The sequence below is a fragment of the Hafnia psychrotolerans genome, from assembly GCF_014639435.1.
Taxonomy (GTDB): Bacteria; Pseudomonadota; Gammaproteobacteria; order Enterobacterales; family Enterobacteriaceae; genus Ewingella; species Ewingella psychrotolerans.
This window is the reverse complement of record NZ_BMFZ01000002.1, coordinates 70,262-87,403: the sequence shown is the minus strand read 5'-3', so window position 1 is coordinate 87,403 and position 17,142 is coordinate 70,262. Positions and strand designations below refer to the sequence as shown.

Sequence of the window (17,142 nt, the reverse complement as noted above, 5' to 3'; positions counted from 1 at the left end):
AGGAAAGAGTAAATGGAAACATTAACCTGTTTTAAAGCCTATGATATTCGTGGGAAATTAGGTGAAGAACTCAATGAAGATATTGCATATCGTATTGGGCGCGCTTACGGTGAATATTTAAAGCCAAAGAAAATTATTGTTGGCGGTGATGTCCGTTTAACCAGTGAAGCATTAAAATTAGCTTTGGCTGATGGCTTGCGTGATGCGGGCGCTGATGTTTTTGATATTGGTGTAAGTGGAACAGAAGAGGTTTACTTCGCAACATTCCATCTTGAAATGGATGGGGGTATTGAAGTGACGGCAAGCCATAATCCGATGGATTATAATGGCATGAAATTGGTCCGTGAAGGATCCAGGCCAATCAGTGGTGATACAGGTTTGTTTGCCATTAAAGAATTAGCAGAGGCGAATAATTTTGCCCCAGTTGATGAAGCCAAGCGTGGTGCTTATACGCAGATTTCGATACTGAGTGATTATGTTGACCATTTACTCGGATATATTGATAGCAAAGCATTAGCTCCTATGAAGTTGGTGATCAATTCAGGGAATGGTGCAGCTGGCCACGTGATTGATGAAATCGAGCGTCGGTTTAAAGAAAGTAACGTGCCTGTGACCTTTATTAAGGTCCATAACCAGCCTGATGGTCAGTTCCCTAATGGTATACCTAATCCTTTGTTACCAGAATGCAGGGCAGATACCGCTAACGCAGTTTTGGAACATAAAGCAGACATGGGAATCGCTTTTGACGGCGATTTTGATCGCTGTTTTTTCTTTGATTCATTCGGCGAATTTATTGAAGGGTACTATATCGTCGGTTTATTAGGACAAGCTTTTTTGGAGAAAAATCCAGGGAGCAAAATAATTTATGATCCTCGTTTGACATGGAATACCCAAGATATTGTTTCCATGTCAGGTGGTATTCCTATCATGTCTAAGACAGGCCATGCTTTTATTAAAGAGCGTATGAGGCATGAAGATGCTATATACGGTGGCGAAATGAGTGCCCACCACTATTTCCGTGATTTTGCATACTGTGACAGCGGGATGATTCCATGGTTATTGGTCGCGGGATTGGTGTCATTGAAAAGAGACTCGTTGAGTAACATGGTTAAAGATCGCATGGCAGCATTCCCGGCATCTGGTGAAATCAATCGTAAAGTTAAAAATGCAAATGAAGTCATTCAGCGAATCCGGGATAAATATGAATGCGAGTCTGAAAATATAGATTTTACTGATGGCTTAAGTCTCGAGTTTTCTGACTGGCGCTTTAATTTGAGAACATCAAATACTGAACCAGTTATTCGATTGAATGTTGAGTCTAAAAACAACGTTAAATTAATGAATGAGAAAACGAAAGAGATCTTAGCATTAATGGGCGGAGAGTAATTTTGAAAGAAATATTTCAAGTAATATATCAATATAGAGATTTTATTACTGGTAGCATTAAGCGGGACTTTCAGTCCCGCTATCAGGCAAGTTTTCTCGGTTCAGCATGGTTGATTCTACAACCTGTCGCAATGATATTAGTCTATACGCTAATATTTTCTCAAGTAATGAAAGCAAGATTGCCTGAGATATCGGGAACATTTTCTTACAGTATATATCTTTGTTCGGGATTGTTAACGTGGAGTTTTTTCGCGGAAACAATTAATTCATTGCAAACATTATTTATAACTAATGCGAATCTTCTTAAGAAAGTCAGCTTTCCTAAGATTTGCTTGCCTATCATTGCTTCACTTACTTCGTTGATTAATTTCTGCATAATATTTGGTCTTTTTACTCTATTCCTTATAGTTAGCGGTAATTTTCCAAATATATACTTTATTGCTATTATTCCTTTATTAATAATACAAATGCTTTTCTCGATTGGTCTTGGTGTTATTCTTGGTGTAATGAATGTTTTTGTTCGTGATGTAGGACAATTTGTCACTATTCTCTTGCAATTTTGGTTTTGGTTTACGCCAATTGTTTACGTCTTGAATACTCTACCTGTCTGGGCAAGAGATTTACTTTCATATAATCCTATGACCAATGTCATACGCTCATACCAAGATATTTTCGTATATCAGAGATGGCCGAATTGGGAGTCATTAATCCCAGTAACTATTGCCTCACTTATATTGTGTTTGTTTGCTTATAAAATGTTTAAAAAGCACGCTGCTGATATTGTGGATGAGATATAATGAAAAGTATAATTGTAAATAATGTAAGTAAAGCTTATAAACAATACTCATCAAAATGGAATCGCTTTGTTGAAAAAGTTATGCCTGGGAACATTGTTTTACATAAGAAAAAATGGGTCCTTGACGATATATGCTTTGAGATTGAAGCAGGAGACTCCGTTGGTATCATAGGTGTCAATGGTGCAGGTAAAAGTACTTTATTAAAACTATTAACAGGGACGACCAAGCCTACTAAAGGTGACATTACGGTTAATGGTAAAGTAGCTGCTTTACTTGAATTGGGCATGGGATTTCATCCTGATTTCACCGGTAGGCAGAACGTGTATATGTCAGGTTTACTGATGGGATATAAAAGGTATGAGATTGAAGAATTATTTCTTGAAATCGAAAACTTTGCTGAAATCGGTGATTACATCGACCAACCGGTAAGAATTTATTCTAGCGGTATGCAAATGCGTTTAGCATTTGCTGTTGCGACTGCGACACGTCCTGATATCTTGATAGTCGATGAAGCACTCACCGTAGGTGATGCGAAATTTCAGGCCAAATGTTTCCAACGTATTGCTGCTTATAGAAAAGCAGGTACTACATTACTATTAGTTTCACATGGTGCTGAAGACATAGTGAAACATTGCAATAATGCAATATTCCTTAAAAATGGACGTATCGAAGCTCAAGGGCCTTCACGTTCAGTCACCAACATTTACTTAGATGAATTGTTTGGAAAAAGTAAGACTAAGTCTTCTAAATCAGAACGTGTTGAAGCTAAGAATAGCAGCCTTACAGAATTAGCCTCTTCAGAGAACACAGATATCTTTTGTACTAGACCCGGCTATAGAAAGGAAGAGCATCGTTGGGGTCATGGCGGGGCAACAATTTTAGATTATGAGATTAAAGCAGACCATGTAAGCTATCCCTCCAGAATTGAAAGTAATCAGCATACTGATTTTTATATGAAAGTAAGGTTTGATGAAGATTTCGACAGCGTAATTCCAGGGTTCTTGATAAAAAGTTTGGAGGGTATATTTCTTTACGGTACAAATTCTTATTTAGCATCTCAAGGGAAACAGAATATTGAAGTAAAAGCTGGAGATGTCAAAATATTCAAATTTTCATTCCCCGTTAATTTAAATCAAGGTAATTATTTGGTTTCCTTTGGTATTTCTTCTGGGACTCCACCTATGGAGCTAAAACCGCTTGAAAGAAGATATGACGCTATAATCATCAATGTATCTCGCCAGATGGCGTTCTGGGGAATAATTGATTGCCAATCTGAATTTGATGTTGTTGTATAAGAAAACTCTGGATGACATATGAAGAAAAGAATAGAAACACTGGTAAATGAACTGCCAGAAATATATCAAACTATTTACGGATATTCCGAGCTTTCAACAGCAGTATCCCGAGAGTGTCACGACCGACTGGTTGAAATAGAGATCGTCTATACAGCGCTAGAAAATAAGTTAGGTCGTCCGTTACGCGTTTTGGATTTCGGATGTGCGCAAGGTTTCTTTTGCTTCAGTTTGGCCAAAAGAGGTGCCAGTGTCGTCGGTGTGGATTTTCAGAAAGAAAATATTGATCTTTGCAATGCATTAGCAGAAGAAAATCCGGAAATGGCTGTGCGTTTCTTACAAGGTCGGATTGAAGAAATAATTACAACCATAAAAGATAATGAGTACGATCTTATCACTGGGTTGAGTGTATTCCATCATATCGTACACCAACATGGTTCTGACACCGTTAGGGGTTGGATAGCGGACTTGGCTGGTAAAACAGCCGCCATGATTTTTGAATTGGCATTACATGAAGAGCCACTATATTGGGCTCCTTCACTACCAGAGAATCCGCGGGATATTTTAAATGGTTGTCATTTCGTTCATGAAATTGGCAGGTTTTCAACTCACCTGTCAGATATAAGCAGGCCGCTTTATGTAGCCAGCAATCGCTATTGGATTTATGGTGATGAGATTGAGCGATTTGATCATTGGACTACAGAGTCACATGGAAAAGAAAACGGTGCTCATCAAGGTACACGTCGATATTACTTCAGCGAAAATCGGATAGCTAAAGCTTTTGAACTTACATTAGGTGTAAAAGAAAGAAATGAAAAAGAATTTTTTAGGGAAGTTGATTTTCTAAATACGCCTCCAAAAAATTATAAAACTCCCGAGCTTTTTGTTCATGGCCATAATAACTATGAGACATGGGTTGTTATGGAAAAAATACCTGGAATATTGCTACTAGATGCAATTAATTCGGGAGTAAATTATGATGCAGAAAAAGTTATAAATGGATTGCTCGACAAGTTAGTTATTCTTGAAAGCAATGGCTATTATCATGACGATATCCGAATGTGGAATATTTTGTTGCAAGAAGACAACAAAGTTGAATTGATTGATTATGGCTCCTTTTCAGTAAATAAAGACGATTGCTCTTGGCCATTCAATATATATTTTTCCTTTCTTATATTAATTTATGAGATTTCTGCTAAGAAAGTATACAACAGTGGTATTTTAAGACCCCCTGTTATTAGTCCATATTCATTACCTGCACCTTACAATAAAAAATTAGAAATGTTGTGGGGTAAATCACTGGAATCTTGGAGTTTCAAAGAAATAAGTGATCACATTAAATCTAATGTAGATGATGATATCATGGAGCAGCCAAGTGATATCCAAAAAATATGGATGCAAGTTGTTGATTCATCGATAATTAAATCTGAAGAGTGTCAAGAGGCACTTAAAGAAGAATTATCAAATATCAAGCTTAATTTAGCAAATCTTGTTAATGGTCTTGAAATGGTCTCTGTCCAATCTGAAGAATTGAATAATATCAAAACTATTATAGATTCGCTGAAACATGCTGAGCAACCCGTTGATGAATTAAATTATGTGGCGAATAAACAACCCGTTGATGAATTAAATTATGTAGCGAATGAACAACCCACTGATGAATTAAATTGTGTGGCAAATGATGAGTATTTAAAGTTAATTGCAGAGTCTGAAGCCAAAACTCAAGACTTATTGAGGGCTATCGATGATTTAAATAATCATATATCAGCAAAAGACAAATACATCGTTGATCTCGAAAATAATATTATCGCTGTCAATAAGAGCACCTCTTGGAGAATAACGTGGCCACTCAGAAAGATTAAAAATTTTTTCGTTGACCCTTTTAGTAAAGCTAGATTTGCTAGAGTCAAGAGGGCAATAAAAAAAATTATCATCTTCTTCGTAAAGAAAATAATAGAGATTGTTAATACAAACTTGAGAATTAAAAACCTAGTATTAATGATTGCCCACAAAACGAAGACTTATGGAATAATTAAACGTATCTATTACAAATATAAAAAGAATGATAGTTCTATTAAATCCGACTGCGAGACTATAGTTAAAACGACAAATTCAATGTCAACTCGTTCAAAAAAAATAAATTCGCTTTTAGTCAAATTTGATAATAGTAAAAGGAAACAGTAATGCGAGTCCTTATCGATATGCAGGCAATGCAAACATCTAGTACTCATAGGGGTATTGGTCGCTATACTGCGGGCTTAGTTAAAAACATGCTTGAATTAAATACAAAGCATGAGGTTTTACTTTTACTTAATGGCTTGTTAGCTGAAAGCGTCGATTACATCAGACAAGAATTTAGAGATCTTGTTTTATCTGAAAATATTCATGTCTTCAGTGGTATTGGACCCGTTTACTATCTTGACGAGAAAAATACAGGCAAACGCCTTGCTATGGAAAAAGTCCGTGAAGATTTTATTTCAAAACTGAAGCCTGATGTGGTGCTTGTGAGTTCGCTTTTTGAGGGTTTTGGTGATAATGCATTGACATCCATTTCGTCATATAAATCAATTCCTACTGCTGTAATATTGTATGATTTAATTCCACTCATTCATTCCCATATTTATTTGGAGAATGAAAGCATTAAAAAATGGTATTTGAAGAAAATTGATCATCTTAAACGTAGTGAATTATTATTATCCATTTCAGAGTCTGCGGGAAATGAAGCAATAAGATATTTATCAATTCCTGAAGAAAAGGTCTTTAATATATCTACTGCTTGTGACGAACGTTTTATGGAAGTCACAGTAACCGATGGCGATAAAAAGCATTTAAAAACAAAATATGGTATTACAGGTCCTTTTATTATGTATACCGGTGGGATTGATCACCGAAAAAATATTGAAGGATTAATTCGGGCGTATTCAAATCTTTCTGATGAATTAATAAATAAGTACCAGTTGACCATTGTTTGTTCTGTTCAGGAACACGATCGTCAAAGACTGACACGTTTATATGAAGAACATGGCTTGACTAACAGTAACGTTGTTATTACAGGTTTTGTTTCAGATGAAGATTTATTAATACTTTATAATTACTGTGAGTTATTTGTTTTCCCATCATGGCATGAAGGGTTTGGATTGCCAATACTTGAAGCAATGAAATGTGGAAAGCCAGTCATCGGAGGAGAATTATCGAGTATCCCAGAGGTGATTGGTATTCCGGAACCTTTATTTGACCCATTTAACGATCATGATATAACTTTAAAAATAAACAAAGCTTTGACAGATCCTGAATATAATAAACTACTTAAAAATAATGCTTATTCTCAAAGTCATAAGTTCTCATGGGAGATAACAGCTAAGAAAACGTGGGAATCTCTTGAGAATTTGCATATTCGCCATCTCAAAACTAATTTTTTGAAAAGTAACAAACGCCCGCGCATGGCCTTTTTATCACCGCTACCACCTGAAAAAAGTGGTATTAGTGATTATAGTGTAGAGTTACTACACGAACTTAGTAAATATTATGATATTGATGTAATAGTAGAACAGAAAAATAACGTTTCTGATCCGTATGTTATTAGTAACTTTACTATTAGAGACCCACAGTGGTTGCGTGACAACTCATCAGTATATGAGCGTGTTCTTTATAATTTTGGTAACTCTGATTTCCATGGTCATATGTTTGATCTTTTGGAAGATATACCGGGTATTGTTGTGTTGCATGACTTTTTCCTATCAGGAATTGTTTCGCACCTAGATGTCGGCATTAAGCAAAAACCTAACTTTCTTGCTGACGAACTGTTGAAATACCCGGGTTGGGGTGCGGTTAAGAGAAGATTTCTTGAGGAAAGCGCTCTGGCGCTAGAAATGGAGTACCCATGTAATCTTTCTGTATTACAAAATTCTCTTGGAGTAATCAGCCATTCTGAATATTCGAAGAGTCTTGCGTTGAAATTATATGGAGAAAAAGCTGCAATTGATTGGTTTGTAATTCCATTGCTGCGTAGTGCACCATCTGAAATCACCAAAGAGGAAGCACGAGCGAAACTTGGGCTAAATAATAGTTCATTTGTGGTATGCAGCTTTGGATTTTTGAATCCAACCAAACTCAATCACAGATTATTAGAAGCCTGGGGCTCATCTGCTCTATCCGAAAGTGCTGAGTGTCATCTGATATTTGTAGGCCAGAACGATAGCGGAGAGTATGGCCAAACAATTATTAAATTAATAAAAAATAAAAAAAATAAAAGCACAATAAAAATCACAGGATGGGTATCTGCTGAAGATTATAAAACATGGCTTGCGGCAGCTGACGTAGGGGTTCAACTGCGTACATCATCTCGTGGGGAAACATCCGCATCGGTATTGGATTGCTTAAACTATGGACTTGCAACAATAGTAAACGCTAATGGATCTATGGACGATCTTGATAATAATATTGTTTGGAAAATGGATGATGAATTCACAGATGAAGATTTCTTATTAGCGCTGAACACTCTTTATAAAGATTATGATCGCAGAACTGAAATGCAGAAAAAAGGAAAAGATAAAGTTTACCGAGAAAATAATCCTAGAGATTGTGCTTTAAAATGTTTCCAAACGATTGAAAACGTTTACGCTAGTGCTTCTCTAAATTATCAAGGTTTGCTTAAAGATATTGCTTGTGATGATCGTTACGATATTAGTGATAGCTATGAGCAGCTTGCAGTAGCAATTTCCCAAAACTATGAGCCATCACCCCGCTTGAAGCAAGTATACGTTGATATCAGTGGATTACTCGAAACCACTGATACAATTGAGTACAGTTATGTTCAGAAAATAATGAATACTTATCTTGAAAAAACATTTAATCATTGGAATCTAAATTTTGTTTTTTATTCAAAATCCGAAGATTGTTTCTTTAATGCTAAAAAATTCACGAGTAACCTGATCGGTATATCAGATGGTTGGACTGATGATACAGTTATGGAAACGTGGGTGAATGATGTTTTCGTATCATTGTATCCTTCAAAATGTGATGGCCTGAAAAATGATAAAAATCTCCTGACTTTAAAAAGAATGGGAGTGAAAACTTATTCATGTGTGCATTTAAATGATCTTTCTTCAGATGAATATCTCCAATTCATAGAAAAATTAGATGGTATTCTTATCACATCTTGGTTAGTAGCTGAAGAGTTTGAATTGCTTAAGATGAAATCTAAATTTTTAAATCAAATAAAAATATTCACCCCAAGTTTAAATGAGGATTCTTCTAATAAAAAATCAGAAAATCCAGAAGATGATATAATAACTTTGATATGCCAATCCGTAGGTGAAGTCGAAAATGTTTAGAGTCGTTCCGCTATCAAGTTTTATCTTTTATCTTAAGAATTGTTGATTGGCGAGTGTCATGCTTGATTTTTATTAGTTATAAAATTTTTTATTAGAAATTAACATGCCTAAAATCAGATTATACAGTCTCACATGTACGGAAAATTATCTCGACTTTTAGGCAAGTTATAGTGTATTTTAGGCGGAATTTTAATAAATTCAATACAATGTAAACATAGATGGATTTCATGATGATTAAGAAAGTAGCAATTATTACTGGTATTACTGGTCAAGATGGCGCATACCTAGCTGAGCTATTATTGGAAAAAGGGTACACAGTTTATGGTACTTATCGTCGAACCAGTTCTGTTAACTTCTGGCGTATAGAAGAACTGGGAATTAAAAGCAACCCGAATTTGCATTTAACCGAATACGATCTAACTGATCTGTCGGCCAGCATTCGTTTGCTACAAAACACAGGCGCAACAGAAGTCTATAACCTTGCCGCTCAAAGTTTCGTTGGCGTGTCATTTGAACAGCCAATCACTACCGCTGAGATAACCGGTCTTGGTGCGGTTAACCTGCTTGAAGCCATTCGAATCGTTAACCCGAAAGTGCGCTTCTACCAGGCATCGACTTCCGAAATGTTTGGTAAAGTACAAGCTATTCCTCAGATTGAAGAGACGCCATTCTACCCGCGTAGCCCTTACGGCGTCGCTAAACTTTACGCACACTGGATGACCATTAACTATCGCGAAAGCTACAATATGTTTGCTTGCAGCGGTATTTTGTTCAACCACGAATCTCCGCTGCGTGGCCAGGAATTTGTTACACGTAAAATTACTGACTCGGTCGCTAAAATCAAGCTTGGCAAACTAGACGTTCTGGAATTGGGCAATATGGACGCGAAGCGTGACTGGGGCTTTGCGAAGGAATATGTAGAAGGGATGTGGCGCATGCTGCAGGCCGACGTGGCAGATACTTTCGTATTAGCGACGAATCGTACCGAAACTGTGCGTGATTTTGTTTCAATGGCTTTTAAAGCTGCAGGTTATACATTACGTTTTGAAGGCAAGGATGAGCAGGAAGTTGGCGTTGATACTGATACTGGAAAAGTGTTGGTACGTGTGAACACCAAGTTCTATCGCCCTGCTGAGGTTGAATTGCTGATCGGTAATCCACAGAAAGCTAAAGATGTATTAGGCTGGGAGCCAAAAACTACTTTGGAAGAACTGTGCCAGATGATGGTTACTGAAGATCTTCGTCGTAATGAGCAAGGTTTCTCTTTCTAATGATTAAATATGACAAAAGAGCATTGATTACAGGTATCAATGGTTTTACTGGTCATTATATGGCAGCGGAGTTATCCGCTGCCGGATACCAGATATTCGGTATGGGTTCTTTTCCCAATCCGGATGAAAATTATTATCAGGCAGATTTAACCGATTTTGATTCTGTCGTAAATGCTATTGAGCAGATAAAACCTGATGTAGTGATTCATTTAGCTGCGATCGCTTTTGTTGGTCATGGTGATCCCAATGCTTTTTACCAGGTTAATTTAACCGGCACCCGTAACCTACTTCAGGCCCTGGCGCAAAGTACTCATCTTCCTGAGGTGGTGTTGCTTGCCAGTAGTGCTAATGTTTACGGAAATACTATTGCAGGCCAGTTAGATGAACAAATAAGACCCAATCCCGCGAATGATTATGCGGTCAGTAAATTGGCAATGGAATATATGGCAAACTTATGGCATGAAAAACTGCCTATTATTATAGCCAGGCCATTCAACTACACGGGTGTTGGTCAGGCGGAAAATTTTTTATTGCCGAAAATTGTTAAACATTTTAAAGAAAAAGCGGCCTCAATTGAACTTGGTAATCTTGAGGTTTGGCGTGATTTTACCGATGTAAGGTCATTAGTTAATGCATACTCCCGCTTAGTGCAGAGCCCAAAGGCAATCGGTAAGACAATTAATGTATGTTCTGAAGTGACCTACTCTTTGCAACAGATTGTAGATATATGCCAAGAACTCAGTTCTCATAGTCTGGAGATTAAAGTCAATCCCGCTTTTGTACGAGCTAACGATGTTAAAACATTGTCGGGAGATGCTACTTTACTTAAAGGTATCATTGGCCCATGGGAACCTATTTTGATGAAAGATACCCTGCGCTGGATGCTCCAAAATTAATGATAAAAGTTATCTTTGGCACTGATTCTATTAGGCATCCTTTAACCGGGATTGGTCGATATAATTATGAGTTGGCGAAATGTCTGAAAAAGAGTGCTGAAATAGAGGAGTTACTATTCCTTAACGGTCGACATATTGCCACACAGTTACCTTCGATTACAGAAACCACCTCTGTCCATTCTGGTTTAAAAGAAATGGTCCAAAAAAGTAGGGTAGCATCTGAAATTTATCGTATTAGTGCACCATGGTTAAAATCAAGAGCATTAAAGCCTTATAAAGATCATATTTACCATAGCCCAAATTTTTATTTGCCCCCATCAGTTGAAAATTGCGTAGCAACCTTTCACGATCTTTCCGTGTTTACCTGGCCACAATGCCATCCTAAAGAACGCGTAAGATACATGGAAAAAGAGTTGCTATTAACGATTAAAAGAGCTTCAGTTTTAATTACTGATTCTGAATACACGCGTCAAGAGTTGGCTGCTTATTTTAACTATCCTCTTTCAAGGGTATTTACAGCGCGGCTGGCAAGCAGTGGCGATTTTTATCCGCGTAGTGCTTCTATTGTTAATCGAAAAATATCATCATTAGGATTGGTTGCTGATAAATATACGCTATTTACCGGTTCGATAGAACCGCGTAAAAACATCACCACACTTTTAGATGCTTATGAACGCATTCCTATACAACTGAGGCTTGAATATCCTCTGGTCATCACAGGATTTAAAGGTTGGGATAGTGATGTATTACATCAGCGTTTCGAAAAAGCGAACCGCGAAGGTTGGTTGCGATATTTAGGCTATACCCCTTCAGAGATGCTACCCTATCTGTTCTCTGGAGCAAAAGCATTCATTTTTCCTTCGCTGTATGAAGGGTTTGGTCTGCCCGTTCTTGAAGCAATGGCTTCCGGTACACCTGTTGTCTGCTCAAATAGTTCTTCTTTACCTGAGGTTGTCGGGGAATGCGCTCTAATGAATGAGCCATTAGATGTTGAAGGTTTTACTCGATCAATAATCAAAAGTATTGAAGATATTTCATGGCGGGAACAAGCAATCACTAATGGCTTGTTAAGGGCGAAACTATTTTCCTGGGAAGCATGTGCTGAAGAAACACTTAATGCCTATAGGCAGGTTTGATATTATATGTTAAAGGTACTGCATTTTTACAAGACATATTATCCAGATACCTTTGGTGGTATTGAGCAGGTAATTTTCCAACTTAGTGAAGGGGGAGAGCAGTGCGGATTTAAATCTGATGTTCTTTCTCTCAGTCCAAGAGGGAAGGTGGACAAACGCAGTGTTTCCAAACACACCGTTCATTGTGAAAGTATAAGCTTTTCTTTGGCTTCAACACCTTTTTCCTGGGCTGTCATTAAGCGATTTAAAGAATTAGCGGCACAAGCAGATATTATCCATTATCACTTCCCTTTTCCTTTTATGGATCTGGTTCATTTTATCAGTGGTATTAAAAAACCGACAGTAGTGAGCTATCACTCTGATATCGTCAAACAAAAACTACTGCTTAAATTATACACCCCTCTGATGGAGCTATTTCTTTCCAAAGTCGACCGGATCGTTGCTGCCTCACCTAATTATGTTGAAACCAGCCATATTTTGCAAAAATTTAAGGATAAAGTCAGTGTTATCCCTTATGGTCTTGATGAACACTCTTATCCTAAATCTACGGAATCAAAATTAAATCAGTGGCGAGCAAAGTTACCATCAAAATTCTTTTTATTCATTGGTGCCTTTCGTTACTATAAAGGACTTCATGTTTTACTTGAGGCGGCGCAACATTCTGACTATCCAATTGTAATCATAGGTTCTGGCCCGGCAGAAAGTGAATTAAAAAAACAGACTAAAGAGTTAGGACTTACTAATGTCTACTTTGTCGGTGCACTTGAAGATGAAGATAAAATAGCGTTGCTGGAATTGTGCTATGCTATTGTTTTCCCTTCTCATCTTCGTTCGGAAGCATTCGGCATTTCTCTATTGGAAGGTGCTATGTTTGAGAAACCCCTTATTTCTTGTGAAATAGGTACAGGCACAACTTTTATTAATATTGATAAAGAAACAGGCATTGCCGTTCCACCTTGTGATGTTGCAGCACTAAGAGAGGCGATGGATACCTTATGGGAATCTCCGGCATTAGCTAAGCAATATGGTGTTAATGCAAGATACCGTTATGAGACGGTTTTCACCTCACATCAGATGATCGAAAAATATAGCAAACTCTACCAGAGCCTGATTATAAAATAAGCATAGCGCTACCTTACTGAGATGCCAAAACGCCGACTCAAATATCGGCGTAAAATAACCCATTACTTCTCTTCACTCACTAGTCCTGCCAAATATATCCCATACGGCGATTTAATTAATTTTTCTGATTGCTGTCTTAATTTTTCTCGACTCAACCATCCCTTCTTAAACCCTATCTCTTCCAGGCACGCCACCTTGAATCCCTGACGCTTCTCAATAGTATGAATGAATTGAGATGCTTCAATCAGGCTGTCGTGTGTTCCTGTATCCAGCCAGGCAAAACCACGGCCTAATAATTCTACTTTTAAATTATGGTCGTCTAAGTACATCTCAATCAGTGTGGTAATTTCTAATTCTCCACGGGCAGAGGGCTTGACTTGCTTAGCTCGCTCTACAACGTGTTTATCGAAGAAATACAAGCCGGTAACTGCCCATTTCGACTTTGGTTTTGCGGGTTTTTCCTCAATGGATAGGGCGTTATAGTCCTGATCAAATTCGATAACACCGAACCTTTCAGGGTCAGTTACCTGATAGCCGAAAATCGTGGCACCTTCATTGCGACTTGCCGCCAGCTCCAGCTTGGGACCAAAACCCTGGCCAAAATAGACATTATCACCAAGCACCAGCGCGCAGCTGTCACCCTCTATAAAATTCTCACCAATAATAAATGCTTGAGCTAATCCATCGGGTGAAGGTTGAATCTCATAGGAGAGCCGGATACCGAACTGAGACCCATCGCCAAGCAGACGTTGAAATGATGGTAGGTCCTCTGCTGTGGTAATAATTAATATGTCTCGAATACCTGCCAGCATTAATGTGGACAGAGGATAGTAGATCATTGGTTTGTCATAAACCGGGAGTAACTGTTTTGAAACGCCCAATGTGATCGGGTATAACCTGGTTCCTGAACCGCCAGCGAGAACGATACCTTTCATTAATACACTTCCTTAAATTAACGGATTACGCCCAGTCGTTCGCCCTGGTAAGTACCACTGTGAATTTGCTCACACCATAATTGATTATTCAAATACCATTGCACCGTTTTGCGGATCCCGGATTCAAAAGTCTCGAGTGGTTTCCAACCCAGCTCACGCTCAATTTTACCAGCGTCAATTGCGTAACGTTTATCATGGCCTGGGCGATCGGTAACGTAAGTGATCAAATCGCGATAATACTCAATACCTTCGGGTTTCTCAGGCTGTAGCTCATCTAATAAGCTACATATCGCCTCTACGACCTCGATATTTTTTCGCTCGTTGTGACCACCAATATTATAGGTTTCACCAACGGTGCCCTGGGTGATAACCCGGTAGAGTGCTCGGGCATGGTCTTCAACATACAACCAGTCTCTGATTTGCGCGCCATCGCCATATACGGGCAAATGCTTACCCGCAAGGGCATTGAGTATTATCAGCGGGATCAACTTTTCAGGGAAATGATAGGGGCCATAGTTATTTGAACAGTTGGTGATGAGTGTGGGTAACCCATAGGTTCTCTGCCATGCTCGGACCAGATGATCGCTTGATGCTTTTGAGGCGGAGTAAGGACTGCTGGGCGCATAGGGTGTTTGTTCAGTAAATAGAGACATACTGTCAGTCAGATCCCCAAACACTTCATCAGTAGAGATATGATGGAAACGGAAGGCCATTTTTTTTTCTACTGGCAAGGTCGACCAATAATGCCTGGTCGCCTCAAGTAATACATAGGTGCCAACAATATTTGTTTCAATAAAGGTGGCCGGACCGTCAATTGAACGATCAACATGGGTTTCAGCAGCCAAATGCATCACTGCATCTGGCTGAAAGCTGTTAAATAGCGAGTCCAACGTCTTACGGTCGCAGATAGACGCTAAAGCAAACTGATAACGGTCACTATCAGAAACTGAGGTAAGTGAATCTAGCCTACCCGCATAGGTAAGACTATCGACTACCAGAACACTGTCCGATGTATGTTCAATCAGATAGCGGACCATGGCCGAACCAATGAAGCCAGCACCCCCTGTCACCATAATCTTCATTTATTCAATTCACCTGTACGTTTGATTGTGAGGGTAAGCAAACTCTGTTCATTATGGTGTGAGGATATAGTTTTTGGAGACAATGTTGTACTTCAGGATAGCAATTAGCTGATAAATCGTATTCGATTGTTCAATCTACAGGCGAAAACAGAATATAGTTGATGAAGCTTTTTTTGACCTGCATTTCATCAATGTTACCGGTAAAGTTAAACCGCTGACTCAGATTGCGTTGAGGTAACGGTTAGTATCATTATTCCCAAGATTGTTATGACTGCAATAGGTTCACCCTCTGGCAAACTCATGTACAATGCTTGTGTTCATTTGTATAGCCCAGCACAGGTTAACCCTCATAAAACAAAAGGGTAGGCGATAATCTGGGCAATCAACTAATTCAGACAGGAGTTGCTAATGTCCAAACAACAGATCGGCGTTGTCGGTATGGCGGTCATGGGCCGTAACCTCGCGCTTAACATTGAAAGCCGTGGTTATTCCGTTTCTATTTTTAACCGTTCTGGCGACAAGACTGATGAAGTCATCGCTGAAAACCCGGGTAAAAATCTGGTCCCGCACTACAGCGTCGAAGAGTTTGTTGACTCGCTGGAAAAACCTCGTCGTATCCTGCTGATGGTGAAAGCAGGCGAAGCAACAGACAAAACCATCGCATCTCTGACGCCACACCTGGATAAAGGCGACATCCTCATTGATGGCGGCAACACCTATTATAAAGACACCATTCGCCGTAACCGCGAATTGTCTGAACAAGGTTTTAACTTCATCGGTACCGGCGTTTCCGGCGGTGAAGAGGGTGCACTGAAAGGCCCATCCATTATGCCTGGCGGTCAGAAAGAAGCTTACGCACTGGTTGCTCCTATCCTCGAGCAAATCGCAGCGCGTGCCGAAGACGGCGAAGCTTGCGTGGCTTACATCGGTGCTGATGGTGCCGGTCACTACGTTAAGATGGTTCATAACGGTATCGAATATGGCGACATGCAGCTTATCGCAGAAGCGTATTCACTGCTGAAACAGTCCCTGGGCCTGAGTAACGAAGAGCTGGCAAGCACTTTTGTAGATTGGAACAAAGGCGAGCTGAATAGCTACCTGATCGACATCACCAAAGATATCTTCACCAAAAAAGATGAAGCGGGTAAATACCTGGTTGATGTGATTCTGGATGAAGCGGCCAACAAAGGTACGGGTAAATGGACCAGTCAGAGCTCGCTGGACCTCGGCGAACCGCTGACCTTGATCACCGAATCTGTCTTCGCTCGTTACTTGTCTTCTCTGAAAGACCAGCGTGTTGCAGCCTCTAAAGTGTTGACTGGCCCGACCGTTAAACCTTTCGCTGGCGACAAAGCGGAATTCATCGAAAAAATCCGCCGTGCGTTGTATCTGGGTAAGATTGTCTCTTACGCTCAGGGCTTCTCACAGCTGAAAGCGGCATCAGAAGAGAACAACTGGGATCTGCATTACGGCGAAATCGCTAAGATTTTCCGTGCGGGCTGTATCATCCGCGCTCAGTTCCTGCAGAAAATTACCGATGCGTATGCTGAAAATGCGTCCATCGCTAACCTGCTGTTGGCACCGTATTTCAAAAACATCGCTGATGAATATCAGCAGGCGCTGCGTGATGTGGTCTCCTATGCTGTGCAAAACGGTATTCCGACACCAACCTTCTCTGCTGCGATCAACTACTATGACAGCTACCGTTCAGCGGTTCTGCCCGCCAACCTGATTCAGGCACAGCGCGACTACTTCGGTGCTCATACTTATAAACGTACCGACAAAGAGGGTGTATTCCATACCGAATGGCTGGATTAATTCCTTCCTAAAGTTTGTTGAATAACACCATTTAAAAAGCCGCCGATGCAAAAGCAAAGGCGGCTTTTTTACGT

General features: G+C 39.3%; 12 protein-coding genes. 10 read left to right on the top strand and 2 right to left on the bottom strand.

The window, feature by feature from the left end; all coding sequences use genetic code 11:
- The first annotated feature begins 12 nt into the window (after positions 1–12).
- From cpsG to IEV89_RS03510, 9 genes are all read left to right on the top strand, one after another.
- Positions 13–1,386: a phosphomannomutase CpsG gene (gene cpsG, locus IEV89_RS03550; protein ID WP_188470510.1), complete on the top strand. Its 1,374-nt coding sequence runs from the start codon at positions 13–15 to the stop codon at positions 1,384–1,386.
- Positions 1,387–1,397: 11 nt separating this feature from the next.
- Positions 1,398–2,183: an ABC transporter permease gene (locus IEV89_RS03545; RefSeq protein ID WP_188471309.1), complete on the top strand. Its 786-nt coding sequence runs from the start codon at positions 1,398–1,400 to the stop codon at positions 2,181–2,183.
- Positions 2,183–3,478, top strand: a complete 1,296-nt coding sequence (locus IEV89_RS03540) for an ABC transporter ATP-binding protein (RefSeq protein WP_188470508.1) — start codon at positions 2,183–2,185, stop codon at positions 3,476–3,478. The genes IEV89_RS03545 and IEV89_RS03540 overlap by 1 nt, the downstream gene beginning before the upstream one ends.
- An 18-nt stretch (positions 3,479–3,496) precedes the next feature.
- Entirely contained in the window at positions 3,497–5,659 is a 2,163-nt protein-coding gene (locus IEV89_RS03535) for a methyltransferase domain-containing protein (RefSeq protein WP_188470506.1), read from the top strand.
- On the top strand, positions 5,659–8,808 hold the full coding sequence (locus IEV89_RS03530) for a glycosyltransferase (RefSeq protein WP_188470503.1): 3,150 nt from the start codon (positions 5,659–5,661) through the stop codon (positions 8,806–8,808). Before IEV89_RS03535 ends, IEV89_RS03530 begins: the two co-directional genes overlap by 1 nt.
- Positions 8,809–9,038: 230 nt before the next feature.
- Complete coding sequence (gene gmd / locus IEV89_RS03525; RefSeq protein ID WP_188471307.1) at positions 9,039–10,079, top strand: GDP-mannose 4,6-dehydratase; 1,041 nt, start codon at positions 9,039–9,041, stop codon at positions 10,077–10,079.
- The gene (locus tag IEV89_RS03520) at positions 10,079–10,975 is read left to right on the top strand and encodes a GDP-mannose 4,6-dehydratase (RefSeq protein WP_188470501.1); all 897 of its coding nucleotides are present in this window, start codon (positions 10,079–10,081) and stop codon (positions 10,973–10,975) included. The genes gmd and IEV89_RS03520 overlap by 1 nt, the downstream gene beginning before the upstream one ends.
- A 2-nt stretch (positions 10,976–10,977) precedes the next feature.
- Positions 10,978–12,111: a glycosyltransferase family 4 protein gene (locus IEV89_RS03515; protein WP_188471305.1), complete on the top strand. Its 1,134-nt coding sequence runs from the start codon at positions 10,978–10,980 to the stop codon at positions 12,109–12,111.
- 6 nt (positions 12,112–12,117) lie between these two features.
- A complete protein-coding gene (locus IEV89_RS03510; RefSeq protein ID WP_188470499.1) occupies positions 12,118–13,233 on the top strand; it encodes a glycosyltransferase family 4 protein in 1,116 nt (371 codons plus the stop codon).
- Positions 13,234–13,295: 62 nt separating this feature from the next.
- On the opposite strand, the gene rfbA is transcribed toward IEV89_RS03510, so the two are convergent.
- Together rfbA and rfbB are read right to left on the bottom strand one after the other, a co-directional pair.
- Positions 13,296–14,168: a glucose-1-phosphate thymidylyltransferase RfbA gene (gene rfbA / locus IEV89_RS03505; protein WP_188470497.1), complete on the bottom strand. Its 873-nt coding sequence runs from the start codon at positions 14,166–14,168 to the stop codon at positions 13,296–13,298.
- A 17-nt stretch (positions 14,169–14,185) separates the two neighbouring features.
- Positions 14,186–15,250, bottom strand: coding sequence for a dTDP-glucose 4,6-dehydratase (gene rfbB, locus IEV89_RS03500; protein WP_188470495.1), 1,065 nt, complete (start codon positions 15,248–15,250; stop codon positions 14,186–14,188).
- A gap of 408 nt (positions 15,251–15,658) precedes the next feature.
- On the opposite strand from rfbB, the gene gnd reads away from it, so the two are divergent.
- Positions 15,659–17,068, top strand: coding sequence for an NADP-dependent phosphogluconate dehydrogenase (gene gnd, locus IEV89_RS03495; RefSeq protein WP_188470493.1), 1,410 nt, complete (start codon positions 15,659–15,661; stop codon positions 17,066–17,068).
- Positions 17,069–17,142: the final 74 nt, after the last annotated feature.

Coding starts and splice junctions, on each gene's coding strand:
- cpsG (WP_188470510.1), top strand. CDS start 13: ATGGAAACATTAACCTGTTTTAAAGCCTATGATATTCGTGGGAAATTA.
- IEV89_RS03540 (WP_188470508.1), top strand. CDS start 2,183: ATGAAAAGTATAATTGTAAATAATGTAAGTAAAGCTTATAAACAATAC.
- IEV89_RS03535 (WP_188470506.1), top strand. CDS start 3,497: ATGAAGAAAAGAATAGAAACACTGGTAAATGAACTGCCAGAAATATAT.
- IEV89_RS03530 (WP_188470503.1), top strand. CDS start 5,659: ATGCGAGTCCTTATCGATATGCAGGCAATGCAAACATCTAGTACTCAT.
- gmd (WP_188471307.1), top strand. CDS start 9,039: ATGATTAAGAAAGTAGCAATTATTACTGGTATTACTGGTCAAGATGGC.
- IEV89_RS03520 (WP_188470501.1), top strand. CDS start 10,079: ATGATTAAATATGACAAAAGAGCATTGATTACAGGTATCAATGGTTTT.
- IEV89_RS03510 (WP_188470499.1), top strand. CDS start 12,118: ATGTTAAAGGTACTGCATTTTTACAAGACATATTATCCAGATACCTTT.
- rfbA (WP_188470497.1), bottom strand. CDS start 14,168: ATGAAAGGTATCGTTCTCGCTGGCGGTTCAGGAACCAGGTTATACCCG.
- rfbB (WP_188470495.1), bottom strand. CDS start 15,250: ATGAAGATTATGGTGACAGGGGGTGCTGGCTTCATTGGTTCGGCCATG.
- gnd (WP_188470493.1), top strand. CDS start 15,659: ATGTCCAAACAACAGATCGGCGTTGTCGGTATGGCGGTCATGGGCCGT.